Below are 25,950 nucleotides of genomic sequence, written 5' to 3' on the forward strand. Positions count from 1 at the left end.
CACCCCTCCCTTGAACTACGACACCTTCGCCAACCTCCTCTTTTCACGCGTTCGCCGGGCCGATGTCACCCTCGCCATCGTGGTCGTCAATGTTCTTGTCTTTGCGCTGCTCGCGGTGGTTTCCCGGAGCCCGATGCAGTTTCCGTCCGAGCTGTTGATCCGGGCGGGGGGCAACTTCGCGCCCCTGATCCAGAAGGGGGAGCCCTGGCGGCTGCTGTCGGCCCTGTTCCTGCATGGGGGGCTGCTCCACGTGGGGCTCAACATGCTGGCGCTCTACCAGGCGGGGCAGGTGGTCGAGCGTCTGTTCGGCCGGGCCGGGTTCATCGTGATCTACATCGGCGCCGGGCTGATCGGCAACCTGGCCAGCCTGTGGTGGAAGCAGGGGGGCGTCAGTGTTGGCGCCTCGGGGGCGATCTTTGGCGTGTACGGTGCCTTGCTGGCCTACCTGCTGCTGCAACGAGGCTCGGTGCCCGGCGAGGTGTTCAGGGAGATGCGTTCCGGCACCCTGGGTTTCATCGGCTACTCCCTGTTTGCCGGCTTTTCACTGCCGGGCATCGACAACGCGGCCCACCTGGGCGGGCTGGCGGGCGGGGCGCTGCTGGGCCTGGCGCTGGCCGAGCCCATCGTCTCGCCGCGGCCGGTGCAGTGGCTGACCGGCCGGGCCCTGGGGGGCATGCTCGCTGTGGTGGCCATCGGCGGTGTGCTGTGGCAGCAGACGCCCGAGGTGGTCCGGCGCTACGAGGTTGACTCGGCCTACCAGCAGACCCTCCAGCATTTCGCCCTCGAAGAGCAGGACCTGCTGCGCGAACAGGCTGCCCTGATGGATTCCCTGCGCCAGCGCCGCATCACCGAGGCCGCAGCCCTGGATGTGCTGGAGCACGATTTCATCCCGCGCTGGGAGCGGCAGGTCAATCAGCTGTCGTGGACCGAAGCGCCGGCGGCCGGCGACTGGCAACGCCGCGAGCTGATCAACTATGCCAGCACCCGGCGGGACGCCCTGAAGGCGCTTGCCCAGGCTTTTGAAACCCGGCAGACGGTATGGGTGGAGCGCTCCCGGGCGCTCCAGGTGCAGGCCGACAACATCCTGCTCCAGATGCGTCTGCGCAAGTCGGTGGAGGCAGGGGCCCGCTGAGCGTCGCCCCGGGCCGAGCGCGTCATGGATTTCTTCCAGCATATCCTCCTCATCCTGCTCCTGGTCGGCATCAGCGCCTTCTTCTCGATTGCCGAGATTTCGGTGGCGGCGTCGCGCAAGTCGCGGCTGGCGGTGCTGGCCGAGAACGGCAGCGAGGGCGCGGCACGAGTGCTGGCCCTGCAGGCCCGGCCGGGGCCCTTCTTCACCCTGGTGCAGATCGGGCTCAATGCAGTGGCCATCATGGGCGGCATTGTCGGCGAGGGTGCCTTCTCGCCGTGGCTGGCGGGCCTGCTGGCGGCGCTGGTGCCGGCGGCCTACGTGGACACACTGGCCTTCGCCCTGTCCTTCATGGTGGTCACCTCCCTGTTCATCCTGTTTGCCGACCTGATGCCCAAGCGTCTGGGCATGGCTGCGCCGGAGCGCATGGCGATGGCGGTGGCCGCGCCCATGAGTGTGCTGATCCGCTGGTTGCGTCCCTTGTTGTGGCTTTACAACGAGGCCGCCGACCTGCTGTTCCGCCTCCTCGGGGTGGCCACCACCCGCAACGATACGGTAACGCCGGACGAGATCATCGCTGTAGTTGAGGCCGGGGCGCAGGCGGGGGTGCTGGCCGAGCAGGAGCATGCGCTGATCGAGAACGTGTTTGGCCTGGAGGTGCGCAGCGCCCCGTCGGCCATGACCACCCGTGACAGCGTGGTGTTCTTCACCCTGCAGGAGGGGGAGGACAGCATCCGCCAGAAGATCGCCGGGCGGCCCTTCAACCGTTTTCCGGTGTGCGACGGCGGTATCGACAAGGTGGTGGGCTATGTGGATGCCAAGGATCTCCTCAACCGGGTGCTGGCGGGCCAGTCCCTGTCCATGAAGGCCGATGCCCCGATCAATCCGCTGCTGGCCCTGCCTGACACCCTGACCCTGTCCGAGGTGCTCGAGCGCTTTCGCGAGGCCCGGGAGGATTTTGCGGTGATCATCAACGAGTACGCCCTGGTGGTGGGGGTGATCACCCTCAATGACATCTTCCGGGCCCTGGTCGGGGACGACGTCGAGCAGGTCCAGGAAGAGCAGATCGTGCGCCGGGACGATAGCTCCTGGCTGGTGGATGGGGCCACTGCGGCGGCTGACGTGATGCGCGTGCTCGACATCGACGATGGCGACGGCAGCGAGCACTACGAAACGATTGCCGGCTTCATGATGTATCACCTGCGCAAGATCCCCCGCCGTACCGACCGGGTGGATTTTGGCGGCTACCGCTTCGAGGTCATCGATGTGGATAGCCACCGCATCGATCAGCTGCTGGTCAGCCGGCTGGTGCCGCCCGCCGGAGAAATCTCTACCGAAGGGTGAAACCGATGCGGGCGGGCGGGTAAAATTGCGGGATGCCTGAATCCCACGCCCCCCGCTACATCCATCTGCGCCTCCATACCGAGTATTCGATCTCCGACGGGATCGTGCAGGTGGACTCCGCCATTGCCCGCGCCGCTGCCGACGGCATGCCGGCCCTTGGTATCTCCGATCTGGCCAACCTGTTCGGGATGGTCAAGTTCTACAAGGGTGCCCGCGGCAAGGGCATCAAGCCGGTCATCGGCGCCGATTGCTGGATCACCAACGACATCGAGCGCGACAAGCCGACCCGGGTCCTGCTGATCTGCCGCAATCGCAAGGGCTATGGCCAGTTGTGCGAGCTCCTGACCCGGGCCTTCATCGAGAACAAATACCGGGGGCGGGCCGAGTTGCGCCGCGACTGGCTGGACGCCGGGACCGCCAGCGACCTGCTGTGCCTGTCCGGCGCCCGGGATGGCGATATGGGCCAGGCCCTGGCCAACGGCAATGTGGCCCTGGCCGAGAAGCTGGCGGCAGACTGGGCGGAACGCTTTCCGGGCGCCTTCTACGTCGAGATCCAGCGTGCAGGGCATCCGGGCACCGAGGCCTACATCCGCGACGCCCTGCAGATCGCCTCGCGCCTCGACCTGCCGGTGGTGGCCACTCACCCGATCCAGTTCACCCGGCCCGAGGACTTCAAGGCCCACGAGGCCCGCGTGTGCATTGCCCAGGGCAATGTGCTGGCCGACAAGCGCCGCCCGAAGGATTTCACGCCCGAGCAGTACTTCAAGACCCAGGACGAGATGTGTGCGCTGTTTGCCGACATCCCCGAGGCCCTTGAGAACAGCGTCGAGATCGCCCGGCGTTGCTCCCTGACCGTGCAGCTGGGCAAGAACTTCCTGCCCCAGTTCCCGACCCCCGAGGGCATGACCCTCGATGACTTCCTGGTGGCGGAGGCCCGCTCCGGCCTGGAGGTGCGCCTCAAGGAGCTCTTCCCCAACGAGGTGGAGCGGGAGCAGAAACGCGAGGAGTACGAAGCCCGGCTCAAGTTCGAGACCGACACCATCATCCAGATGGGCTTCCCCGGCTACTTCCTGATCGTGGCCGACTTCATCAACTGGGCCAAGCACAACGGGGTGCCGGTGGGCCCGGGGCGGGGGTCGGGTGCCGGCTCGCTGGTGGCCTACAGCCTGCGCATCACCGACATCGATCCGCTGGCCTACGCCCTGCTGTTCGAGCGCTTCCTCAACCCGGAGCGGGTGTCCATGCCCGACTTCGACATCGACTTCTGCCAGGACAACCGCTACAAGGTCATCGAGTACGTGCGCGCCCACTACGGCGCCGACGCGGTGAGCCAGATTGCCACTTTCGGCACCATGGCCTCGAAGGCCGTGGTGCGGGACGTAGGCCGGGTGCTCGACCTGCCTTACGGCCTGTGTGATCGCCTGTCCAAGCTGATCCCGGTGGTGCAGAACAAGCCCCTGTCCCTGGCCGAGGCCCGGGAGCAGGAGCCGCAGATCAACGAACTGATGGTCGACGGCAACGATGGCGAATCCGTGCAGGAGCTGTGGAGCCTGGCTGAGCCCCTCGAAGGCCTCACCCGCGGGGTCGGCATGCACGCCGGGGGCGTGCTCATCGCGCCGGGCAAACTCACTGATTTCTGCCCGCTGTACATCGCCGACGGCGACGACGCCACGCCGGTATCCCAGTTCGACAAGGACGACGTGGAGGCGGTGGGCCTGGTCAAGTTCGACTTCCTGGGCCTGCGCAACCTCACCATCATCGAGCTTGCCCTCGAATACGTGAAGCGCCTCACCGGTGAGCGGCCCGACCTGATGAGCCTGGGCTTCGAAGACCAGGCGGCCTACCAGATCCTCCGCGAAGCCAACACCACGGCGATCTTCCAGGTGGAGTCGGACGGCATGAAGAAGCTTCTCAAGAAGCTCGCCCCCGACCGCTTCGAAGACATCATCGCCGTGCTGGCCCTCTACCGGCCGGGCCCGCTGGGCTCGGGCATGGTGGACGACTTCATCCTGCGCAAGAAGGGCCAGCAGGCCATCGACTACTTCCACCCGGACCTCACCGCCTGCCTGTCACCCACCTACGGGGTGATCGTGTACCAGGAACAGGTGATGCAGATCTCCCAGATCATCGGCGGCTACACCCTCGGTGGCGCCGACATGCTGCGCCGGGCGATGGGCAAGAAGAAGGCCGACGAGATGGCCAAGCACCGGGAGACCATCGCCGACGGTGCCCGCCAGAAGGGCTATGACCCGGCCCTGGCCGAGCAGCTCTTCGACCTGATGACCAAGTTTGCCGAGTACGGCTTCAACAAGTCGCACACGGCGGCCTACGCGGTGGTCACCTACCATACCGCCTGGCTGAAGGCCTATCACTGCTCGGCCTTCATGGCGGCCACCATGTCGTCGGACCTGGACAACACCGACACGATCAAGATCTTCTACGAAGACACGATCGCCAACCGCATCGTGGTGCTGCCGCCGGACGTGAACCAGTCCGACTACCGTTTCGTGCCCACCGACGCCAAGACCATCCGCTATGGCCTGGGGGCAGTCAAGGGCGTGGGCGAGCCGGCCGTGCGGGCCATCCTGGCCGCGCGGGAGTCCGGCCCCTTCAAGGATCTCTTCGACTTCTGCTGCCGGGTGGACAAGCGCATGGCCAACCGGCGGGTCATCGAGGCGCTGGTGCGGGCCGGTGCCTTCGACACCCTAGACCCGGTGCAGCCGGCCGACCGCCACAAGCTGCTGGCCAGCGTGGGCATCGCCATGGAGGCCGCCGAGCAGATTGCCGCCAACGCGTTGCAGGGCGGCCTGTTCGACATCCCCGGCGAAGCGGCCGCGCCGATGGTCGACTATGTGAAGGTGCGCCCCTGGGGCGAGCGGGAGAAACTCAAGGAGGAGAAGCTGGCCATCGGCTTCTTCCTCTCCGGCCATCCGTTCAATGCCTTCAAGGAAGAAGTGCGGCGCTTCGTGCGGCGGCCCCTGACTCAGGTCGAACCGTCCCGCGATCTCGTCACCATGGCCGGTGTGGTCATGGAGGTGCGCGCCAAGATGACGGCCCGGGGCAAGATCGCCTTCGTGCTGCTGGATGACGGCACCACCCCGCGGGAGGTCTCGGTGTTCTCCGAGGTCTTCGACAACAACCGCCAGCGCATCGTGGTGGATGAAGTGCTGATCGTCGAGGCCAAGGTCAGCAATGACGAGTTCTCGGGTGGTTACCGCATCGTCGCCGACAAGCTGATGACCCTCGGTGAGGCGCGGGGGCGTTACGCCCGGGCGCTTCAGTTGCGGCTCAATGGTGAGGTCGGGGAAACGGGCGGCGCTGTCGCCGCGGCCGAGCGCCTGCAGAGCGTGCTGACCCCCTTCCGTGACGGGGAGTGTGCGGTCCGCGTGCGTTACCGCAATGGGGTGGCCGAGGGCGATCTGCCCTTCGGTGCGGCCTGGCGGGTGCGTCCCGACGACAGTCTGCTGGAGAGCCTGCGCGAGTGGCTGCCGGCCGACGCGGTCGAGGTCATCTACCCCTGACGCGCCCCGGGGAGCCCGGGCTCAGTCCGAGATGATCAGGCTGCCCGGCAGCACGCCGATGCGCAGCAGATCGTTGAGCGCCTCCGCCGGCAGCGGCGGGCTGAAGACAAAGCCCTGGGCGGCAAAGCAGCCTTCGGCGCGCAGGACGTCGAGCTGCTCGGGGGTCTCTGTGCCCTCGGCAATCACCTCCAGGCGCAGGCTGCGCCCGAGCTGGATCACCGCCCGCACGATGGCGGCATCGTCCGGGTCGTCGATGAGGTCGCGTACGAAGCTCTGATCGATCTTCAGGCAGTCCACAGGAAAGCGCTTGAGATAGGCCAGGCTCGAATAGCCGGTGCCAAAATCGTCGATGGACATGCGCACCCCCAGGGCCTTGAGCCCGGCAAGGGTGCGTTCGACTTCGGTCCCTGATTGCATCAGCAGGGATTCGGTGAGCTCCAGCTCCAGCCATCGGGGCGCCAGTCCGCTGGCCTCGAGGGCTTCGCGCACGGTGGCCACCATGTCGGCCCGGCGGAACTGCAGAGCCGACAGGTTGACTGCCACGGGGATGGGCTCGAAGCCCTGCTCCTGCCACAGCACGGCCTGCCGGCAGGCCTGATGGAGCACCCAGCGCCCGATGGGCACGATGAGCCCGCATTCTTCGGCAAGGGGAATGAAGGACGCGGGCGACACGCCACCCAGGGCGCCGCTGAACCAGCGCAGCAAAGCCTCCACACCGATGATGCGGCCGCTCGCCAGGCTCACCTGGGGTTGGTAATAGAGGCTGAATTCCTGCTGCTCGAGGGCCTGGCGCAGGGCGTTTTCCATGTGCAGGCGCTCAAGGGCATTGACGTTCATGAGCTCGTCAAAGAAGCGGTAGGTGTTCCGGCCGCACTCCTTGGCGTGGTACATGGCGGTGTCGGCATTCTTCATCAGGCTGTCGGCACAGCTTCCGTCCTCGGGATAGAGGGCGATCCCGATGGAGAAGGAGGTGGCCAGCTGCTGGCCGTCGATGTCGAAGGGCGGACGCAGCTGGTCGAGGATCTTCTCGGCCACCCGGGCCGCGTCGTCGGGCCCCTCCACATCGGTGAGGACAATCAGGAATTCGTCGCCCCCCTGGCGGCTGATGGTGTCGGTCTCCCGGGTGCACGCCGACAGGCGCAGGGCCACGCCCTGGAGCAGCCGGTCACCGGTCATGTGGCCGAGGGAGTCGTTGATGGTCTTGAAGCGGTCCAGATCGAGAAACAGCAGGGCGATGCGGCTGTTGTGGCGAACGGCGCTGGCCAGGGCCTGGTCGAGGCGGTCCTGGAGCAGGGCGCGGTTGGGCAGGCCGGTCAGGGGGTCGTGCTGGGCCAGGTAGGCAATGCGGGCTTCCGAGGCCTTGCGCTCGGTGATGTCCGAAAACACCGCCACGTAATGGGTGATGCGCTCCAGCTTGTCGCGCACCACGCTGATGGACAGGGCGGAGGGGTAGAGGGTGCCGTTCTTGCGCCGGTCATAAACCTCGCCCTGCCAGAAACCATGCTCCTGGATGTCGCGCCACATGGCAGCGTAGAAGTCCGGGCCGTGGTGGCCGGACTGGAGCATGCGGGGGGTCTTGCCGATGGCGTCCTCGGCGCTGTAGCCGGTGACTTCGCTGAACGCGCGATTGACCGACAGGATGCGTTCCTGGGCATCGGTGACGATGATCGCCTCGACGCTGTTGCGGAAGACGGTCAGCGCCAGGCGCAGTTGTTCCTCGTCTTCCCGTCGTGCGGTGATGTCGGCGATGGTGGTGACCACTCCGCAGGGGGTGGTGGCGTCGTTATCGTCGAACAGGGGGATCGAATTGGTCCACAGCCAGCGTCGGCGTCCGTCCCGGCGGTCCAGCCCGAGCAAGCCGGCCCTGGGCTGACCCGTGGCGATCACCTGCATGGCCGGGATCTGATCGGGGGGGATGGGTTCGCCGTCTTCGTTGAGGTAGGTGAGGAGCCCGCCGTGCACATCCCAGCCCTGCATGGCCTTGGCGCTGAGCCCGAGGATCTGTTCGGCGCTGCTGTTGTGCAGCAGCAGCATTCCCTGGGCGTCGCGCATGACCACCCCTTCGCCCATGGAGGCGAGCAGGGTGCTCAGGCGGTTCTCGCGCTCGCGCAGTTCGGCTTCGGTGTTGCGGCGGTCGGTGATGTCGAGACAGGAACCGATGTAACCCGCAAACTCGCCAGCCTTGTCGTAGAGGGGGCGGCCGGTGTCGATGATCCAGCGGTACTGCCCGTCACGGCGCCGCAGGCGGTACTCCATCTCGAACGGGGTGCGGACCGCGAAGTGCTCCAGATAGGTGCCGACGCAGCGATCGAAGTCTTCGGGGTGGACGCCATGGGTCCAGCCGTCACCGACTTCCTGGTCGAGGCTGCGGCCGGTGAAGTCAAGCCAGGTCTGATTGAAGTAACTGCACCTGGCGTCAGTGCCCGCACGCCAGATCAGGGTGGGAAAGTGCTCGAACGGGGACAGGGAAAAGTCCCAGATGTCGTGGCCTTCAGGGTGGGCGGAGTGGGGCACGGCGAGGGTCGGGTCGCGGGTTGGTGAAGGCGCCAGAAAATGCCCTTATTCTATCCCGATTGGCACCTACCCCAGTATGGGTATGGTGGTTGAAGTGCTTTTTTGCGGGCGCTTCCGGTGGCCCGGGGGGCGGCCGGCCGGGCTGACCCACCCCGGCGCTGCCCGTCGGGTTGCGGGCTCAGAGGTTGTCTTCATCCATGAACCTCGGCAGCAGATCACGGGCACGGGCCAGGGCGCCGTAGATGTCGCCGCAGATGTTGTTGATGCCTACTTCATCCGCGAAGCCCGAGCGATGGATCAGGGAGGCGGGCTGGTTGTTCAGGCTGCTCAGGATCAAGGCACAGCCCTTCTTGTGGAGGTTCTTGCACAGGCTCTCCAGGCCCTCGAGCCCGGTGGTGTCCAGGTTGACCAGGTGGTGCATGTCGAGGATCACCACCTCGGGGTGGCGCTGGGCTGGGTCGAGCAGGGTCTCGAGCTTGTGGATGGCGCCGAAGAAGAGGGTGCCGTAGAGCGAGTAGGCGACGGCCCGGGGTGATCCGTCGGGGTAGAGGAAGCCGGGCAGCATCGACAGCTCGGTCAGCGGCAGGCGCTCGACCCGGGTGAGATCGGACATGCGGTAGATGAAGAACAGGCTGGCCAGCACCATGCCCAGTTCCACCGCCAGGGTCAGGTCGAAGAAGACGGTGACGAAGAAGGTGCTCAGCAGGGTGGTGCGGTAGTTGACCGAGAAGCGCGTGAGGCCGCGGAATTCGTGCCATTCGCCCATGTTGATGGCCACCACCACCACGATGGCCGACAGGGTGGCCAGGGGGATGTGTTTGGCAAAGGGCGCGAACACCAGCACCACGGCCAGCAGCACCAGTGCATGGACGATGCCTGCCACCGGGCTGCGGCCGCCGGTGCGCACGTTGGTGGCGGTGCGGGCGATGGCGCCGGTGGCCGCAAACCCGCCGAACAGCGGCGCGGCGAGGTTGGCCAGGCCCTGGGCGATGAGTTCCTGGTTGGGGTCGTGACGGTCCTCGATGGCTGCATCGGCCACCCGCGCCGACAGCAGCGATTCGATTGCACCGAGCAGGGCGATGGTGAGGGCCGGGGAGATCAGCTTGCCGAGGGTCTCGAGGGACAGCTGGGGCAGGGCGAAGGCGGGCAGATCCTGGGGGATGCCGTTGAAGCGGGTGCCGATGGTTTCCACTGGCAGCTGCAGCAGGGCATTGGCGGCGGTGGCGACGATCAGCACGCCCAGGGGACCGGGCAGCCGGGCAAGCGGCTTGAAGCGCCGGGCCAGCCGGTTCCACGACAGGAGCACGATGATGGAGGCGACCGACAGGGCCACAGTGGGCAGGTCGATGGTGTCCAGGTGGGTGACCAGGGCTTTGACCTTGCCAAAGAACTCGCCAGGCAGGTGGTCGATCCGCAGGCCCAGGAAATCCTTTATCTGGGCCAGGAAGATGACCACCGCGATGCCGTTGGTGAAGCCGATCACCACCGTCTTGGGGATGAAGCGGATCAGGTTGCCGAGGCGGAACACGCCCATGGCCACCAGTATGGCACCGGCCAGCATGGTGGCCACCAGCAGGTTCTGTACGCCGTACTCGACGACGATGCCGTAGATGATGGGGATGAAGGCGCCGGTGGGGCCGCCGATCTGCACCCGGGAGCCGCCGAGGGCGGAAATCAGGAAGCCGGCGACGATGGCCGTCCAGATGCCGGCGGTGGGCGACATGCCGGAGGCGATGGCAAAGGCCATGGCCAGGGGCAGGGCAAGGACGCCGACCGTCAGGCCGGCGGAGGCGTCACGACCGAACTGCGCGCCGTTGTAGCCGGGCAGGGTGTCGAGAAGCTTGGGGTGGAAAACGATTTTCATGCAGCCTCCGCAATCGAGGGAAAGTCGGGTGTGCGCCATGGGGCGCGCCTTGCGGAGCTGCGATGCCTGGCCCGGTGCGATGCTGGACGATCCATCGCTTGCAGGCGGTCAGGGGCATGGTGGGTGGGGGTGACTCAGGAAAAGTGGCTGTCGTTGGCCGCCTTGTTGCCGGCGGAAGCGCTGTGCATGACTTCCACCAGCATCTTCACTGCGGCCACGAAGACGGTGGCGATGCCGCCGCCCATGCATAGCCAGGCCTGCAGGCTGTTGGCCGGAAAACCGGGCAGCAGCGAGGCCCGGCCTTCCATCAGGTAGGCCGCCCCGAGGGCCAGGACCAGCACCCCGACCATGTCGAGGGCGGCCCAGCCCCAGAAGGCTGGGGTCAGGCGGGGCAAGGGGGAACGCTTGGTGTTCATCGCGCAGGAGCTTAAGGCGGGTGGCTGACAGGGGGCTTACTTGACGCGCATCCCGGGGGTGGCGCCGGCGTCGGGCGACAGGATGAACAGCCCCGGGGTCTCGCCGGAGGCGTCGGACGCGGCCAGAACCATGCCCTCGGACATGCCGAACTTCATCTTGCGCGGGGCCAGGTTGGCCACCATTACCGTCATGCGGCCGACCAGGGTGGCCGGGTCGTAGGCCGACTTGATGCCGGCAAAGACCTGGCGCGGCTTCTCTTCACCGATGTCGAGCTGCAGGCGCAGCAGCTTGGCGGCACCTTCCACGTGTTCGGCGGAGACGATCTTCGCGATGCGCAGGTCGACCTTGCCAAAGTCGTCGATGGAGATGAAGGGCTCGAACTCGCTGGTCGCAGCGGCCTCGGCAGTGGCGGCGTGGGCCTGGTGCTGGGCGTGCCGCTGCTCGGAGTGGGCGGCCTTGTCGTCCTTGCCCTTGGCAGGCTGGGCTTCGGTGACGGCGGGCGCCAGGGATTCCCGGTTGGCCTCCAGCAGGGCATCCACCTGCTTGCGCTCGATGCGGGTCATCAGGTGGCTGTAGGTGTTGATGGTGTGGCCGGCCGGCAGCGGGGCGAGGAGGTTGTTCCAGTCCAGCGCGTCGATGGCGAGAAAGGATTCGACCTGGCTGGCGAGGGTCGGCAGCACCGGCTTGAGCAGGCCGGTGAGGGCCTTGAAGATGTTGATGGCGGTGGTGCACACCACGTGCAGGCGGGCTTCCTGGCCCTCCTGTTTGGCCAGCTCCCAGGGCTTGTTGTCGTTGACGTAGCCGTTGGCCTGGTCGGCGAACTCCATGATCTTGCGCAGGGCCCGGCTGAAGTCGCGGGTCTCGAAGGCGGCGCTGACCTCGTCCAGGTTCCAGTCGAGGGCGGCGGTGGCGTCGTGCTCGCCGAGCTTGCCATCAAAGCGCTTGGCGATGAACCCCGCGCAGCGGCTGGCGATGTTGACGAACTTGCCCACCAGGTCGGAATTGACCTTGGCGATCATGTCGTCGAGGTTGAGGTCCACGTCCTCCATGGTGCCGTTGGACTTGCCGGCGAAGTAGTAGCGCAGCCACTCGGGGTTGAGCTTCTGCTCGGTGTAGGAGCGGGCGGTGATGAAGGTGCCGCGGCTCTTGCTCATCTTGGCGCCGTCCACGGTGAGGAAGCCGTTGACGCACAGCTGGGTGGGGGCGCGGTAGCCGGCGAAGTGCAGCATGGCCGGCCAGAACAGGGCGTGGAAATACAGGATGTCCTTGCCGATGAAGTGGATCAGCTCGGTGCCGGTGGCGGCGGCCGGGCCGGCCTCGGTGAAGGCGGCCACGTCGATGTCGGGCCTGCGGGCGGCGAGGTTCTTGAAGCTGGCGAAGTAGCCGATGGGGGCGTCAAGCCACACGTAGAAATACTTGCCCGGCGCGTCGGGGATCTGGAAGCCGAAGTAAGGCGCGTCGCGGGAGATGTCCCAGTCGGAGAGCTTGTTCTCGCCAGCGTCGCCCAGCCACTCCTTCATCTTGTTGGCGGCTTCGAGCTGCAGGCGGCGCGAACCGTCGGGCGTGGTGCCCTGGGTCCAGTCCCGCAGGAACTCGACGGCGCGGGGGTCGGAGAGGCGGAAGAAGTAGTGCTCGGAGGTCTTGAGCACCGGCTTGGCGCCGGATACGGCCGAGTAGGGGTTCTTGAGCTCGGTGGGGGCGTAGGCCGCGCCGCACACCTCGCAGTTGTCGCCGTACTGGTCGGCTGCGCCACACTTGGGGCACTCGCCCTTGATGAAGCGGTCCGGCAGGAACATCTCCTTGACCGGATCGTAGAACTGCTCGATGGCCCGGGTGTCGATGAGCCGGGCGGTGTCGCGCAGGCGGGTGTAGATGTCTTCGGCGTACCAGCGGTTCTCGTCGCTGTGGGTGGAATGGTAGTTGTCGAAGGCCACGCCGAAATCACGGAAGTCGCGGCTGTGCTCGCCGTGCACCCGGTTGATGAGCTGCTCGGGCGTCAGGCCTTCCTTTTCGGCGCGGAGCATGACCGGGGTGCCGTGGGTGTCGTCCGCACACACGTAGTGCACCGTGTTGCCGCGCATGCGCTGGTAGCGCACCCAGATGTCGGCCTGGATGTAGCCCACCAGGTGACCGAGGTGGATGTCGCCGTTGGCGTAGGGCAGGGCATTGGTGACGAGGATCGTGCGCGGGGAGGTCATGGGCGGCATGCTGCGAGTGAATTCGGAATCCGGCATTCTATCAAAGGGCTTCCCCCATCGCGGCCGGGGCGGGATTTCGGTAAACTGGAGTAAATTACTCGGGTTTGCTTGCTGCCAACCCCCCGGACCCATGTTTTCATTCTTTCGCCGCAAACCGGCCTCCGACACCATGAGCCTGACTGAACAAAGCGTCCTCGACAGCCTCCGGCAGTATGCCGATCCGAATACCGGCAAGGACTATGTAGCGTCCCGCTGGGTCAAGAACCTGCGCATCAGTGGCACCGATGTGTCCTTCGACATCGAGCTCGGCTACCCGGCGAAGAGCCAGGTGGACGGTATCCGCCAGGCCCTGATCGCCCAGGTCCGCTCCGTGCCGGGTGTGGGCAACGTGAGTGCCAACGTGTTCAGCAAGATCGTGGCCCATGCGGTTCAGCAGGGCGCCAAGCTGATGCCCGGGGTCAAGAACATCATCGCCGTAGCCTCCGGCAAGGGCGGTGTGGGCAAGAGCACCACGTCGGTGAACCTGGCCCTGGCCCTGGCTGCCGAGGGGGCGACGGTGGGCATCCTCGATGCCGACATCTACGGTCCGTCCCAGCCCCAGATGCTGGGCATCGGCGATCTCAAGCCCGAGTCGGTGGATGGCAAGTCGATGGAGCCCCTGGAGGCCCATGGCCTGCAGGTCATGTCCATCGGCTTTCTGGTCGACGTGGAAACCCCGATGGTGTGGCGCGGCCCGATGGCCACCCAGGCCCTCAACCAGCTGCTCAAGGAGACCAACTGGCGCGACCTGGATTACCTGATCATCGACATGCCCCCGGGTACCGGTGACATCCAGCTGACCCTGTCCCAGAGCGTTCCGGTGACCGGCGCCGTGATCGTCACCACGCCCCAGGACATCGCCCTGCTGGACGCCCGCAAGGGGCTCAAGATGTTCGAGAAGGTCGGTGTGCCCATCATCGGTATCGTCGAGAACATGAGCCTCCACATCTGTTCCAAGTGTGGTCACGAGGAGCATATCTTCGGCACCGGAGGTGGCGAGACCCTGTGCAAGGATTACGGCGTGCCCTTCCTCGGCGCGTTGCCCCTCGACATCCAGATCCGCCGCGAGGTGGATAGCGGCGTGCCCACCGTAGTGGCCGACCCCGACGGCCGTGTGGCGGAGCTCTACAAGGGCATCGCCCGTCAGGTGGCCATCGCCATTGCGGAGAAGCAGAAGGACATGAGCCACAAGTTCCCGAACATCGTGGTGCAGAACACCTGATCGGAAGGGGTCTGCAGCAGCCATCGCTTGCTGCAGATCCCCGGCGATCAACGCCCACGGCTGACCGTGCATGTGTACAATCCGCGTTTTTTGCAGGGGCTGCCCGTGAGCATCAAATCGGACCACTGGATTCGCCGCATGTCGGAAGGCGAAGCGAAGATGATCGAACCCTTCGCTCCCGAACTGGTGCGCCACAATGAAGGCGGCAAGATCGTTTCCTACGGCACCTCGAGCTACGGCTACGACGTGCGGGTGGCCAACGAGTTCAAGATTTTCACCAACATCAACTCCACCATCGTGGACCCGAAGAACTTCGACGAGCGCAATTTCGTCGATTTCGTCGGTGATGTGTGCATCATCCCGCCGAACTCCTTCGCCCTGGCCCGCACCGTGGAGTACTTCCGCATCCCGCGCAGCGTGTTGACCGTGTGTCTGGGCAAGTCCACCTATGCCCGCTGCGGCATCATCGTCAACGTGACGCCCCTCGAGCCCGAGTGGGAAGGCCACGTGACGCTGGAGTTTTCCAATACCACGCCGCTGCCGGCCAAGATCTACGCCAACGAGGGCGTGGCCCAGATGCTCTTCTTCGAATCCGACGAGGTGTGCGCCACCTCCTACAAGGACCGGGGTGGTAAATATCTGGGTCAGACCGGCGTGACCCTGCCGAAAATCTGAAATACTTGTCAGCTACAGTTTGAACGACGGGCGGACCATGCGCAGCCACGCAGGTCCGCCCAAAGCTTTTTGTTGATCCGCCCGCACTGAATAACGGGCATCGAGGAGTCGAGCATGCGCTTCAATTTTCCGGTCATCGTCATTGATGAGGACTTCCGTTCGGAAAACACGTCCGGGCTGGGTATTCGCGCCCTGGCGGAAGCCATCGAGAAGGAGGGCCTGCAGGTGCTTGGGGTGACCAGCTACGGTGACATGGCCTCCTTTGCCCAGCAGCAGAGCCGCGGCTCGGCCTTCATCCTGTCCATCGATGACGAGGAGTTTTCGTCGCCTGAGGCAGCGGAGAAGGCCATCGCCGATCTGCGCGCCTTCGTCAGCGAGATCCGCGCCCGCAATGCCGACATCCCCATCTTCCTGCACGGTGAAACCCGTACCTCGCGTCACATCCCCAACGATGTGCTGCGCGAACTGCACGGTTTCATCCACATGTACGAGGACACGCCCGAGTTCATCGCCCGCAACGTGGTGCGCGAGGCCAAGGCCTATCTCGAATCCCTGCCGCCGCCCTTCTTCCGCGCGCTGACCCATTACGCCTCCGACGGTTCCTACTCCTGGCACTGCCCCGGCCACTCCGGTGGCGTGGCCTTCCTGAAGAGCCCGGTCGGCCAGATGTTCCACCAGTTCTTCGGTGAGAACATGCTCCGCGCCGACGTCTGCAACGCCGTCGAAGAACTCGGCCAGCTGCTTGACCACACCGGCCCGGTGGCCGCCTCCGAGCGCAACGCCGCACGAATCTTCAACTGCGACCACCTGTACTTCGTCACCAACGGCACCTCCACCTCCAACAAGATCGTCTGGCATTCCACCGTGGCCCCGGGCGACATCGTGGTGGTGGACCGCAACTGCCACAAGTCGGTGCTCCACGCCATCATGATGACCGGCGCGATCCCGGTCTTCCTGATGCCCACCCGCAACAACTTCGGCATCATCGGCCCCATTCCCCGCAGCGAGTTCGACTGGGAAAGCATCCAGCGCAAGATCGCCGCCAACCCCTTCATCGCCGACAAGACGGCCAAGCCGCGGGTGCTGACCATTACCCAGTCCACCTACGACGGGGTGCTCTACAACGTCGAGGCGATCAAGGAAGAGCTGGATGGCAAGATCGACACCCTGCACTTCGACGAAGCCTGGCTGCCCCACGCGGCCTTCCATGATTTCTATGGCGACTACCACGCCATCGGCGCCGACCGCCCGCGCTGCAAGGAGTCGATGATCTTCTCGACCCAGTCCACCCACAAGCTGCTGGCCGGGCTGTCCCAGGCCTCGCAGATCCTGGTGCAGGACGCCGAGAACAGTCACCTGGACCGGGATGTGTTCAATGAGGCCTACCTCATGCACACCTCCACCAGCCCCCAGTACTCGATCATCGCGTCCTGCGATGTGGCGGCGGCGATGATGGAAGAGCCCGGCGGCACCGCGCTGGTGGAAGAGTCCATCGCCGAAGCCCTCGATTTCCGCCGCGCCATGCGCAAGGTGGACGAGGAGTGGGGGGCCGACTGGTGGTTCAAGGTGTGGGGCCCGGACGATCTTTCCGAGGAAGGCATCGAGGAGCGCGATGCGTGGATGCTCAAGCCCGGCGACCGTTGGCATGGCTTCGGCCAGCTCGCCGACGGCTTCAACATGCTCGACCCGATCAAGGCCACCATCATCACTCCGGGCCTCGACGTGGACGGCGAGTTTGCCGAGCGCGGCATTCCGGCCGCCATCGTCACCAAATACCTGGCCGAGCACGGCGTGATCGTCGAGAAGTGCGGCCTCTACAGCTTCTTCATCATGTTCACCATCGGCATCACCAAGGGCCGCTGGAACAGCATGGTGACCGAGCTGCAGCAGTTCAAGGACGACTACGACAAGAACCAGCCCCTGTGGAAGGTGCTGCCTGAATTCGTGCAGAAGAACCCGCGCTACGAGCGCGTCGGCCTGCGCGACCTGTGCCGTGACATCCACGCCGTTTACCGCAGCAACGATGTGGCCCGCCTGACCACCGAGATGTACCTGTCGGACATGGTGCCCGCCATGAAGCCGGCCGATGCCTTTGCCAAGATGGCCCACCGCAAGATCGAGCGGGTGGCCATTGACGAGCTCGAAGGCCGGGTCACCAGCGTGCTGCTCACCCCCTACCCGCCGGGTATCCCGCTGTTGATTCCGGGCGAGCGGTTCAACAAGACGGTGATGCGTTATCTGCAGTTCGCCCGGGAGTTCAACGAGCGCTTCCCGGGCTTCGAGACCGACGTGCACGGTCTGGTGAAGGAAGTGCGTGACGGGCGCATCCACTACTTCGTGGATTGCGTGAAGGACTGAAGCGCGCTGCGGCGCCTGAAGCAAAAAACGCCGCGGATTTGCGGCGTTTTTTGTTGCCAGTGCCCGCAGGCAAAGGCATCAGCGCCGCCGTTCGTAGGTGACGAAGGCGAAGGGCAGGCCGGTGGCAGAAATCTGGGGCTTACGGCTGGCTTCGACCCACTCGTCCGGGCTGAAGGCCGGGAAGAAGGCGTCGCCCGGGTAGTCCTGGTCGATCTCGGTGAGAATCAGTCGGTCTGCCAGCGGCAAGGCCTGGCTGAAAAGCTCGGCACCCCCGATCACGAAGGCAATCTCCGCATCGCTGGCGGCGTTCAGTGCCGCCTGCAGGCTGCCGACGACGCGCCCGCCTGCCGCCTGGTAATCCCCGTTGCGGCTGACCACGATGTTGAGCCGGCCCGGCAGCGGCCGGAAGGCGTCGGGCAAGGATTCCCAGGTCTTGCGCCCCATGATCACCGGCTTGCCGCGGGTGGTCTCGCGGAAGAATTTCATGTCTTCCGGCAGGTGCCAGGGCAGCTGGTTGTCGATACCGATCACCCGGCCATGGCCACAGGCTGCGATCAGCGCCAGCACGGGCCCGCTCATACCGCCACCGGAGCGGAGATGTGGGGATGCGGGTCGTAGCCTTCGAGGGTGAAGTCGTCGATGGTGAAGGCAAAGATGTCCTTCACCTCCGGGTTGATGCACATCGTCGGCAGGGCGCGTGGCTCGCGGGAGAGCTGCAGCTGCGTCTGCTCCAGGTGGTTCACGTAGAGGTGGCAGTCGCCACCGGTCCACACGAAATCGCCGGCTTCGTAGCCGCACACCTGGGCCACCATCATGGTGAACAGGGCATAGGAGGCAATGTTGAAGGGCACGCCGAGGAAGATGTCGGCGCTGCGCTGATACAGCTGGCACGACAGCTTGCCGCCGGCCACGTAGAACTGGAACAGGGCGTGGCAGGGCGGCAGCGCCATGCCCTCGATCTCGCCCGGGTTCCAGGCTGAGACGATGTGGCGGCGCGAGTCCGGGTTCTTCTTCAGGGCCTCGATGAGCTGGGCGATCTGGTCGATGCTGCGGCCGTCCGCGGTTTCCCAGCGGCGCCACTGCTTGCCGTAGACGGGGCCGAGTTCGCCGTTCTCGTCGGCCCACTCATCCCAGATCGAGACCTTGTTGTCCTTGAGATACTGGATGTTGGTCTCGCCGCGCAGAAACCACAGCAGCTCGTGGATGATGGAGCGGGTGTGGAGCTTCTTGGTGGTGAGCAGGGGGAAGCCTTCGGCGAGGTCGAAGCGCATCTGCCAGCCGAAAACCGAAAGGGTGCCGGTGCCGGTGCGGTCGTCCTTGCGGTGGCCGCGCTCCGCCACGTGGCGCATGAGTTCAAGGTACTGTCGCATGGAGGCTCGCAGGCAAAGACTCCAGTTTACCCGATCAAGGGCTGTCCGGCTTCCGCGGGGGCTGCAGCCGGATTGTGTCGGGCGTGTTTCTAGGGCCGGGTGGCCCGAAGAGATCAATAGCCCTTTGTGCTAACATCGCCCGGCGTAAAAATTCGTTTCAATCAGCTTGTCTTGGAGGCTCGAGGTTCGTCATGGGGGGAGGCACGGTGGTCCACAATGCGCATCCGCTCCTGCATCCCGACACCCTGGGCAAGACGCTCAACGAGATCGCCACCAACGCGGCACCGACCGCCATCGTCGAGCTGATCCGCTGGCTGGATTCCTTCCACTACGAGGCCGAACTCTCCGTTGCCGAGCTGGCCCGGCTGGTGGTCATCCTCGATGAAGCCGCCCAGCCCCAGCTGCGTCAGGCGGCGGGCCTCTACCTCTCCAATGCCTTTGGTTCCCGCAGTGTCCGTTACAAGGCGCTGGGGCGGGATTTCTACGCCAGCCTCGGGCGTGCCTACGATCTGGTGTTGGCCGGGCTGGCGCTCGATACCACCCTTTCTCCGGCGACGGGCCTGCATACGGAGATCCTGCTGCGCACCGTGCGTAGCGCCGCAGGGGAGATGAAATGGGCGGCCTTTGATTACCAGGGGCTGGCGCCGGAAGTGTGGCTGCGGGCTGGTGGTGCCTTCCGTTCAGCCAGTGCCAGCGGTGCCCTCAACACGCCGGTGTCGATCCGCGAGGGGCGTGAGACCCGCTCCACCATCAGCCGCGAGTTCGTGCGCCTGGTGGCCTTGCAGTGTGCCAGCCTCGATCAGCTGTCGCCGGAGCGCATCGAGGCGACAGACAAGCTGGTGCGCTATCTGCAGCATTCCCTGGAGCTGAGCAGCGAGCCGGCCCGGGGCGGGCTGTTCTCCATCGATCTGGAAACCCTGGCGCCGCCGCGGCGCTGCCTCAGCCTGCCTGAAGCCCCGTCGGCGGCGCTGCGTTTCTTCCGGCCGGCGGACGCCGTGCCCATGCTCGAGGAGCTGCAGCAGACCCTCGTCGAGGCGTCGGGGGCGCCGGCCTTCGCCGGGCTCAGCCTGCCTTCGGTGACGGCCACCATTCGTCACCTGTCGCGGCAGTGGGGCGCGCAGCCGCCCATGCGTCAGTATCGGCGGCACCATGTTCAGGGGCAGCTGGCGCTGGCCACCGGGCTGGGTTTCATCCGCTCGCTGCTGTCGGGCGATGCGCAGCTGCGGCCGGCTGCCGCATGGATGCTGATGGACGCGAGCCGCAATGGTTTCGGGGTGTCTTCGTCGATGATGGATCCGGAGGTGTGCCGCGTCGGTGCCCTGGTGGGGGCCCATGTGGGCGAAACCGGGCGTTGGGTGCTGGCCCTGGTGCGACGTGTCCGTTACTGCGATCAGGCCGGGGTTTCAGTCGGTTTGCAGACCATCTCCAGTGACCCCCAGCATGTCGTTCTGGATGACGGGAGCCGCAGCTGGAGCGGCATCCTGTGTGATCCGGTGGTACGCGGCCGGAGTGTCCGGGTGGCGTGCGAACCGGGGTTCATGCGTGCCGAAGGGCAGGTGTTTGCCAGGCTCGGCGCCCGCATGGTGAAGCTCGAGCCAGGGCGGGTGCTGATGGGCGGGCCGGGCTACCAGATCATCGCCTGCCAGGTGCCATAGATCGGTGTTATCGCATCAATGGTTTGACGCCGCGCCATCGACCTGCTAATTTCTGTCCATGAGCTCCAGGCAACAGACCACGCTTCTCTCCCTACTGGCCCTCTCCGGGCTGGGTCTGCTGCTGCCCTAACGGGCACATCTTTTCTCCCCCTTCCTGTTGTCGTATCCCGTCGCCGCTCACAGGCGAATTGCGTCTTCGCACGCGTTTTGAACGGAGCTTCACCATGACCACGCTGAACCTTTCCCTGCTGTCCCTACGACTGCGCCCCGGTTGCCAGGCCACGAGCCCGCGGCAGTCTGGCAGCCCTGCGTCCGCATCCGAACACCCGAACCGTATCCGACGAAAGCAAAGGACAAGATCATCATGTTGAAGAATCCGAACACCAAGTATTCCGCCTTCCCCCCGGTCGCCCTCGCCGACCGCCAGTGGCCCGGCCGCACGATCACCCATCCGCCGATCTGGATGAGCACCGATCTCCGTGACGGCAACCAGGCCCTCTTCGAGCCCATGAACCCCGCCCGCAAGTTGCAGATGTTCCGCAAGCTCGTGGCCATCGGCTTCAAGGAAATCGAAGTTGCCTTTCCCTCGGCCTCCCAGACCGATTTCGACTTCGTCCGCAAGCTCATCGAGGAAAACGAGATTCCCGATGATGTGGCCATCGAAGTCCTCAGCCAGGCCCGCGAGCACCTCATCCGCCGCACCATGGAGTCCCTCAAGGGCGCCCGTCGCGCCATCGTGCACATCTACAACGCCACCTCGCCGGTGTTCCGGGAGACGGTGTTCGGCATGAGCAAGGACGAGGTCAAGGCCCTCGCCGTTGCCAGCGTGACGCTCGTCAAGGAGCTTGCTGCCCAGCAGCCTGAGACCGAGTGGGTGCTTGAGTACAGCCCCGAGACCTTCACCGCCACCGAGCTTGAGTTTGCCAAGGAGGTCTGCGACGCGGTGGTGGACGCCTGGGATCCGCAGGCAGGCGAAAAGGTCATCATCAACCTCCCGTCCACGGTGGAGGTCGCTGGCCCGAATGTGTACGCGGACCAGATCGAGTGGATGAATCGCCATCTCGCCCGGCGCGATCAGATCGTTCTCAGCCTCCACCCCCACAATGATCGGGGCACGGCGGTGGCGGCCGCAGAGCTTGGCATGCTCGCCGGGGCGGACCGGGTCGAGGGCTGCCTCTTTGGCAACGGGGAGCGCACCGGCAACGTGGATATCGTGACCCTCGCCCTCAACATGTACACCCAGGGCATCCACCCGGGCCTCGACTTCTCCGACATCAACGACGTGGCGCGGGTGGCCGAGGAATGCACCCAGTTGCCCATCCATCCGCGTCACCCTTATGTGGGCGATCTCGTGTTCACGGCCTTCTCGGGCTCCCACCAGGACGCCATCAAGAAAGGCTTCGAGGTGCAGCAGCCGGGGGCGCAATGGGCGGTGCCCTACATGCCCATCGACCCCCTCGACGTGGGGCGCACCTACGACTCGGTGATCCGGGTTAACAGCCAGTCCGGCAAGGGGGGGGTGGCCCATTTGCTCCAGGCCCATTACGGCCTCGTGATGCCGCGGCGGATGCAGGTGGAGTTCAGCGCCGCCGTGCAGCGCCTCACCGACGAGACCGGCCAGGAAGTGGATGCCCACCAGTTGTGGACCCTCTTTAGCCGCGAATACCTCGAGGCGGACGCGCCGATCCGCTATGTGGCCCACCACCTCTTCGAGGCGGGCAGTCGCCAGGGCATCCGCATCGAGGCCGAGGTGAATGGCCGGACGGTGGAGTTCGTCGGCGAAGGCAACGGCCCGGTGGAGGCCGCGGTGGCCGCCATCGGCGTGCCGATCCGTGTGCAGAGCTTCGAGGAGCGTTCGATGGGAGAGGGCGCGGATGCAGCGGCGATGTGCATCGTCGAGGTGGCGATGGAGGGCATGGCGGGCAGCCGCTTCGGCGCGGGCATGCACCGCAACACGGTGACGGCATCGGTGCAGGCGATCATCAGCGCGGCGAACCGTGCCGGCGCGCATGTCGTGCCGGTGGCCGAGGAAGATGCGGAGGGTTGCGCAGCCTGACTTCCGGTCGGGGCCTGAAATGAAAAACGCCGGATGAAAGTCCGGCGTTTTTCTTTACGTGCGCTCGATCAGTCAGACTGCGGCGAGAGCCTGATCCAGGTCGGCGAGGATATCGTCGATATGCTCGATGCCGATGGACAGGCGCACCATGTCTTCCGATACGCCGGCCTTCTTCATCTCTTCCGGAGACAGCTGGCGGTGGGTGGTGGACGCCGGGTGGCAGGCCAGGCTCTTGCTGTCACCGATGTTCACCAGGCGCGTCACCAGCTTGAGCGCATCCTGGAAGCGGCCGCCGGCAGCCTGGCCGTTACCGTCGGCGCTCTTCACGCCGAAGTTGAGGATGCCCGAGGCGCGACCGCCCATGTACTTCTGCACCAGGGCGTGGTCGGGGTGGTCGGGCAGGCCGGCGTAGTTCACCCAGGCCACCTTGGCGTGTCCCTTCAGGAACTCGGCCACCTTCAGGGTGCTTTCACAGATCCGGTCCATGCGCAGGGCCAGGGTCTCGACGCCCTGCAGGATCAGGAAGGCGTTGAAGGGGCTGATGGCGGCGCCCATGTTGCGCAGGGGCACCACGCGGGCGCGGGCGATGTAGGCCGCCGGGCCGAGGGCTTCGGTGTAGACCACGCCGTGGTAGGACACGTCCGGCTCGTTCAGGCGGCGGAAGCGCTCCTTGTGCTCGGCCCAGGGAAACTTGCCGCTGTCGACGATGATGCCGCCGATGGAGGTGCCGTGGCCGCCGATGTACTTGGTCAGCGAGTGCACGACGATGTCGGCGCCATGCTCGATGGGGCGGCACAGGTAGGGCGAGGGCACGGTGTTGTCCACGATCAGCGGAATGCCGTGAGCGTGGGCGATGGCCGCCAGGGCTTCGAAATCGGTGATGTTGCCCAGGGGGTTGCCCACCGACTCGCAGAAGATGGCCTTGGTGCGGGCATCGATCAGCGGGGCGAAGGAGGCCGGGTCGCGGTGGTCGGCAAAGCGCACCTGGATGCCGATCTGCGGCAGGGTGTGGGCAAACAGGTTGTAGGTGCCGCCGTACAGGGTGGATGCCGAAACAATGTTGTCGCCGGCTTCGGCGATGGTCTGGATCGAGTAGGTGATGGCGGCCATGCCGGAAGCCAGGGCCAGGCCGGCGATGCCGCCCTCCATGGCCGCCACGCGGGCCTCAAGCACGGCCTGGGTGGGGTTCATGATACGGGTGTAGATGTTGCCGGCCACCTTCAGGTCGAACAGATCGGCGCCATGCTGGGTGTCGTCGAAGGCGTAGGACGTGGTCTGGTAGATCGGCACGGCCACGGCCTTGGTGGTCGGGTCAGGGCTGTAGCCACCGTGGACGGCGAGTGTCTCGATTTTCATTGTGTTTTTCTCCGGTTGAAAGCGTGTACGAGGGCAGGCATCGGGCCGTGGATTGCCGGGGTAGCCCGGATTTTCTGCCATCAATTATTCCCATACCCATAGCTGGGTTATTTGTCGATAATACTCATAGTGTCGCGGAAGACGCCCGGATTTTGGCGTTTTCGAGCAGACACAGCAAAAATAATGGAGGGGACAAATGGAACTCAAGGGACGCAACGCGACCTGGCTCGAACTCGCCGTGGCGCCGCTATGGCGCCTCGGGCAGACCCGGGTACGCATCCACACACTCAAAGGCGGGCGTGACTGCTGTGTGGGCATCACGGTGGATGAGCGCTGGCTGTGCGCCAATGACGGGCGGCTCACCGTCTTCGGCTGTCGCGATTCGGCCATCCGCTTTCTGGAGCTGTTGCGCATCGAGCACATGGAAGAAGGGTGCCCGACGGACATGGGGGCCCATTGCGGTGGCGGTGAGGTGCAGTGCCTGCGCCTGGGCACCCGCGGACTGCGGGAGTGTGACGGCGCCGGGGTGCGTCCGCGGCGCGGCGACGGGGCGCAGCAGATCGTCATCCAGTCGGCGCCACGACGGCCATCCTTCCGAACCGATTTCCTGCGTTGACACGCGCTTCTTCAGCCTGGTTTCTTCTGACGCCCCGGTCTTTGTCCGGGGCGTTTTGCCTCATGCGCTCCACATTCGTACCTGTCCGTGCCGGTGGTGGAGTGTTCCGCCCAGCCTGGCCGTCAATGTTCGCCCGTTGAGCGCAGCTTGTGTTTGCGGTGGTCTTGGGTAAAAATAATACGGTATTACCTAATGGAGGTTCCGTGGCAAGAGCCAAGGTGGTGACCGTGCTGTCCCAGAAGGGTGGTGCGGGAAAGTCGACCCTCACGATGCAGCTGGCCGGCGGCCTGGTGCGGAGCGGGCAACGGGTGGTCGTGATCGATCTCGACCCCCAGGAGACGGCCTTGCGCTGGTCCCATGCGGCGCCGGAGGCAACGCCCTTTCCGGCCAAGGTGCTGCGGCCCGACGGGCCCGCGGAAGGCCTGCAGGCCTGCTTGCGGCGGCTCGGGCGCGAGGCGGGCATGGTGTTGCTGGACTGCCCGCCATCCATCGAGCACCCGATGACGCTGGCCGCCCTGGCCGAGGCCGACGTGGCCCTGGTGCCCGTGGTGCCCAGCCCGGCTGATCTGTGGTCCACGAAGGCGGTGGAACGACTGATTCTCCAGGCCCAGGCAGCTCGCAAGGGCCTGCGCGCGGCCCTGGTGCCCAACCGCGTGTTGCGGACCAATCTTGCCTGGGATGTGCTCGAGGTGATGCGCGACTTTTCCTTGCCGGTCCTCGGTGCGGCGTTGTCCCAGCGCAACGCCTTTGCCCAGAGCGCAGTTATTGGCGGCACGGTGTATCAACTGGGCCGCAGCGGGGCCGAGGCGGCCCGGGAAGTGGACAAACTGGTTGTGGAAGTATTGAAACTGACAGGAGAAAAAGTATGAACAGCAAGACCAAGTCTGCCCTGCGTTCGACGCTGCAGAAGGAAAATGAAGCCCTGGCGGTACGCCTGCCTGATCCGGCTCAGGATGCACCAGCGCAGCCTGCCGAGCCTACCGCTCCGGTGGCCGAGGTGCCGGTCAATGTAGTGGCAGATGAGGCGGTGCCGGTGGCCGCTGTCGTTGCACCTGCTGTTCCCGAGGTGGTCGCCGCGCCGGTGGCGCCGGTGAAGGCCCCGGTCCGGGCTGCCGCAGCCAAGCCGACGGCGCCCGCCAAGGTGGTCAAGGCGGCGAAGCCGGTGAAGGTCGCAGCCCCGGCGAAGGCCAAGATACCGGCTCCGGCCAAGCCGGCAAAGGCCGCAACGCCGGCCGTGGAGGCGCCCGCCAAGCCGGTTGCCGCTGCCAAGAAGGCGGTGCCCGTCAAGGCTGAAGCCGCCGTGAAGGCACCCAAGACCGAGAAGCCGAAGGCCGTCAAGGCGGAGAAGCCGGTGAAGGAGAAGGCCGTCAAGGCAGAGAAGCCGGTCAAGGCCAGCCGCGAGAAGGTGGTGCGTGACTCCTTCTCGATGCCCAAGAGCGAGCATGCCCAGCTCAAGCAGCTGCGTGAGTCCCTGGCCAAGGCCGGGCGGATCTGCACCAAATCGGAGTTGCTGCGTGCGGGTGTGCAGCTGCTGTTGAAGGAAGACGCCGCCAGCGCCAAGGCCCTCGTCGAGCGCCTGGTGGTGGTGCCGAAGGGCAAGGGCGCCAAGTAAGGCC

At 65.6% G+C, this 25,950-nt stretch carries 18 protein-coding genes; 11 read left to right on the forward strand and 7 right to left on the reverse strand.

All coding sequences use genetic code 11. From position 1 onward, the window contains the following. Positions 1-10: 10 nt before the first annotated feature. From L6Q67_RS04100 to dnaE, 3 genes are read left to right on the forward strand one after another with little or no spacing between them, the layout of a single operon-like run. Positions 11-1,132: a rhomboid family intramembrane serine protease gene (locus tag L6Q67_RS04100; RefSeq protein ID WP_296565733.1), complete on the forward strand. Its 1,122-nt coding sequence runs from the start codon at positions 11-13 to the stop codon at positions 1,130-1,132. A 24-nt stretch (positions 1,133-1,156) separates the two neighbouring features. Further along, positions 1,157-2,473: a hemolysin family protein gene (locus L6Q67_RS04105; RefSeq protein ID WP_296565735.1), complete on the forward strand. Its 1,317-nt coding sequence runs from the start codon at positions 1,157-1,159 to the stop codon at positions 2,471-2,473. 32 nt (positions 2,474-2,505) lie between these two features. Continuing rightward, positions 2,506-5,994 (forward strand): DNA polymerase III subunit alpha, encoded by a 3,489-nt coding sequence (dnaE, locus tag L6Q67_RS04110; protein WP_296565739.1) that lies wholly within the window; start codon positions 2,506-2,508, stop codon positions 5,992-5,994. Between the two features lie 21 nt (positions 5,995-6,015). Here dnaE and L6Q67_RS04115 read toward each other — a convergent pair whose 3' ends face one another. From L6Q67_RS04115 to metG, 4 genes are all read right to left on the reverse strand, one after another. Then, a complete protein-coding gene (locus tag L6Q67_RS04115) occupies positions 6,016-8,508 on the reverse strand; it encodes a bifunctional diguanylate cyclase/phosphodiesterase (protein ID WP_296565741.1) in 2,493 nt (830 codons plus the stop codon). A 178-nt stretch (positions 8,509-8,686) separates the two neighbouring features. After that, positions 8,687-10,372, reverse strand: a complete 1,686-nt coding sequence (locus L6Q67_RS04120; RefSeq protein ID WP_296565743.1) for a SulP family inorganic anion transporter — start codon at positions 10,370-10,372, stop codon at positions 8,687-8,689. Positions 10,373-10,506: 134 nt separating this feature from the next. Next, positions 10,507-10,788, reverse strand: coding sequence for a hypothetical protein (locus L6Q67_RS04125; protein WP_296565746.1), 282 nt, complete (start codon positions 10,786-10,788; stop codon positions 10,507-10,509). A 36-nt stretch (positions 10,789-10,824) separates the two neighbouring features. Then, positions 10,825-12,987 carry a methionine--tRNA ligase gene (gene metG, locus L6Q67_RS04130; protein ID WP_296565748.1) on the reverse strand — a complete coding sequence of 721 codons (2,163 nt, stop codon included), beginning with the start codon at positions 12,985-12,987 and terminating at the stop codon, positions 10,825-10,827. A 169-nt stretch (positions 12,988-13,156) separates the two neighbouring features. Between metG and apbC the strand changes: the two genes are divergently transcribed. From apbC to L6Q67_RS04145, 3 genes are all read left to right on the forward strand, one after another. Next, positions 13,157-14,248, forward strand: a complete 1,092-nt coding sequence (gene apbC, locus L6Q67_RS04135; RefSeq protein ID WP_296565750.1) for an iron-sulfur cluster carrier protein ApbC — start codon at positions 13,157-13,159, stop codon at positions 14,246-14,248. A gap of 105 nt (positions 14,249-14,353) precedes the next feature. Beyond that, positions 14,354-14,923 carry a dCTP deaminase gene (dcd, locus tag L6Q67_RS04140; RefSeq protein WP_296565754.1) on the forward strand — a complete coding sequence of 190 codons (570 nt, stop codon included), beginning with the start codon at positions 14,354-14,356 and terminating at the stop codon, positions 14,921-14,923. 114 nt (positions 14,924-15,037) lie between these two features. Beyond that, the gene (locus tag L6Q67_RS04145; RefSeq protein ID WP_296565756.1) at positions 15,038-17,281 is read left to right on the forward strand and encodes an arginine/lysine/ornithine decarboxylase; all 2,244 of its coding nucleotides are present in this window, start codon (positions 15,038-15,040) and stop codon (positions 17,279-17,281) included. Positions 17,282-17,359: 78 nt separating this feature from the next. On the opposite strand, the gene L6Q67_RS04150 is transcribed toward L6Q67_RS04145, so the two are convergent. Together L6Q67_RS04150 and L6Q67_RS04155 are read right to left on the reverse strand one after the other, a co-directional pair. After that, positions 17,360-17,860, reverse strand: coding sequence for a dihydrofolate reductase (locus tag L6Q67_RS04150; protein ID WP_296565758.1), 501 nt, complete (start codon positions 17,858-17,860; stop codon positions 17,360-17,362). Continuing rightward, complete coding sequence (locus L6Q67_RS04155) at positions 17,857-18,651, reverse strand: thymidylate synthase (RefSeq protein WP_296565760.1); 795 nt, start codon at positions 18,649-18,651, stop codon at positions 17,857-17,859. Before L6Q67_RS04155 ends, L6Q67_RS04150 begins: the two co-directional genes overlap by 4 nt. A 206-nt stretch (positions 18,652-18,857) precedes the next feature. Here L6Q67_RS04155 and L6Q67_RS04160 point away from each other — a divergent pair, with 206 nt between their 5' ends. Together L6Q67_RS04160 and leuA are read left to right on the forward strand one after the other, a co-directional pair. Then, positions 18,858-20,306 (forward strand): hypothetical protein, encoded by a 1,449-nt coding sequence (locus L6Q67_RS04160; protein WP_296565763.1) that lies wholly within the window; start codon positions 18,858-18,860, stop codon positions 20,304-20,306. A gap of 364 nt (positions 20,307-20,670) precedes the next feature. Further along, a complete protein-coding gene (gene leuA / locus L6Q67_RS04165; protein WP_296565766.1) occupies positions 20,671-22,362 on the forward strand; it encodes a 2-isopropylmalate synthase in 1,692 nt (563 codons plus the stop codon). A 72-nt stretch (positions 22,363-22,434) separates the two neighbouring features. Here the strand turns inward: leuA and L6Q67_RS04170 are convergent, their stop codons facing one another. Next, the gene (locus tag L6Q67_RS04170) at positions 22,435-23,718 is read right to left on the reverse strand and encodes an aminotransferase class I/II-fold pyridoxal phosphate-dependent enzyme (RefSeq protein ID WP_296565768.1); all 1,284 of its coding nucleotides are present in this window, start codon (positions 23,716-23,718) and stop codon (positions 22,435-22,437) included. 196 nt (positions 23,719-23,914) lie between these two features. Between L6Q67_RS04170 and L6Q67_RS04175 the strand changes: the two genes are divergently transcribed. From L6Q67_RS04175 to L6Q67_RS04185, 3 genes are all read left to right on the forward strand, one after another. Continuing rightward, on the forward strand, positions 23,915-24,334 hold the full coding sequence (locus tag L6Q67_RS04175; RefSeq protein ID WP_296565771.1) for a hypothetical protein: 420 nt from the start codon (positions 23,915-23,917) through the stop codon (positions 24,332-24,334). A 203-nt stretch (positions 24,335-24,537) separates the two neighbouring features. After that, a complete protein-coding gene (parA, locus tag L6Q67_RS04180; RefSeq protein ID WP_296565775.1) occupies positions 24,538-25,203 on the forward strand; it encodes a ParA family partition ATPase in 666 nt (221 codons plus the stop codon). After that, complete coding sequence (locus L6Q67_RS04185) at positions 25,200-25,946, forward strand: hypothetical protein (RefSeq protein WP_296565778.1); 747 nt, start codon at positions 25,200-25,202, stop codon at positions 25,944-25,946. Before parA ends, L6Q67_RS04185 begins: the two co-directional genes overlap by 4 nt. Positions 25,947-25,950: the final 4 nt, after the last annotated feature.

Source organism: Zoogloea sp., assembly GCF_023150065.1.
Taxonomy (GTDB): domain Bacteria; phylum Pseudomonadota; class Gammaproteobacteria; order Burkholderiales; family Rhodocyclaceae; genus Zoogloea.

What these genes read in the sequence shown, in the direction of transcription:
- dnaE (WP_296565739.1), top strand. Translation starts at nt 2,506, where the DNA reads ATGCCTGAATCCCACGCCCCCCGCTACATCCATCTGCGCCTCCATACC.
- L6Q67_RS04170 (WP_296565768.1), bottom strand. Translation starts at nt 23,718, where the DNA reads ATGAAAATCGAGACACTCGCCGTCCACGGTGGCTACAGCCCTGACCCG.
- L6Q67_RS04155 (WP_296565760.1), bottom strand. Translation starts at nt 18,651, where the DNA reads ATGCGACAGTACCTTGAACTCATGCGCCACGTGGCGGAGCGCGGCCAC.
- L6Q67_RS04105 (WP_296565735.1), top strand. Translation starts at nt 1,157, where the DNA reads ATGGATTTCTTCCAGCATATCCTCCTCATCCTGCTCCTGGTCGGCATC.
- L6Q67_RS04175 (WP_296565771.1), top strand. Translation starts at nt 23,915, where the DNA reads ATGGAACTCAAGGGACGCAACGCGACCTGGCTCGAACTCGCCGTGGCG.
- leuA (WP_296565766.1), top strand. Translation starts at nt 20,671, where the DNA reads ATGTTGAAGAATCCGAACACCAAGTATTCCGCCTTCCCCCCGGTCGCC.
- L6Q67_RS04125 (WP_296565746.1), bottom strand. Translation starts at nt 10,788, where the DNA reads ATGAACACCAAGCGTTCCCCCTTGCCCCGCCTGACCCCAGCCTTCTGG.
- metG (WP_296565748.1), bottom strand. Translation starts at nt 12,987, where the DNA reads ATGACCTCCCCGCGCACGATCCTCGTCACCAATGCCCTGCCCTACGCC.
- L6Q67_RS04120 (WP_296565743.1), bottom strand. Translation starts at nt 10,372, where the DNA reads ATGAAAATCGTTTTCCACCCCAAGCTTCTCGACACCCTGCCCGGCTAC.
- L6Q67_RS04145 (WP_296565756.1), top strand. Translation starts at nt 15,038, where the DNA reads ATGCGCTTCAATTTTCCGGTCATCGTCATTGATGAGGACTTCCGTTCG.
- L6Q67_RS04150 (WP_296565758.1), bottom strand. Translation starts at nt 17,860, where the DNA reads ATGAGCGGGCCCGTGCTGGCGCTGATCGCAGCCTGTGGCCATGGCCGG.
- apbC (WP_296565750.1), top strand. Translation starts at nt 13,157, where the DNA reads ATGAGCCTGACTGAACAAAGCGTCCTCGACAGCCTCCGGCAGTATGCC.
- L6Q67_RS04185 (WP_296565778.1), top strand. Translation starts at nt 25,200, where the DNA reads ATGAACAGCAAGACCAAGTCTGCCCTGCGTTCGACGCTGCAGAAGGAA.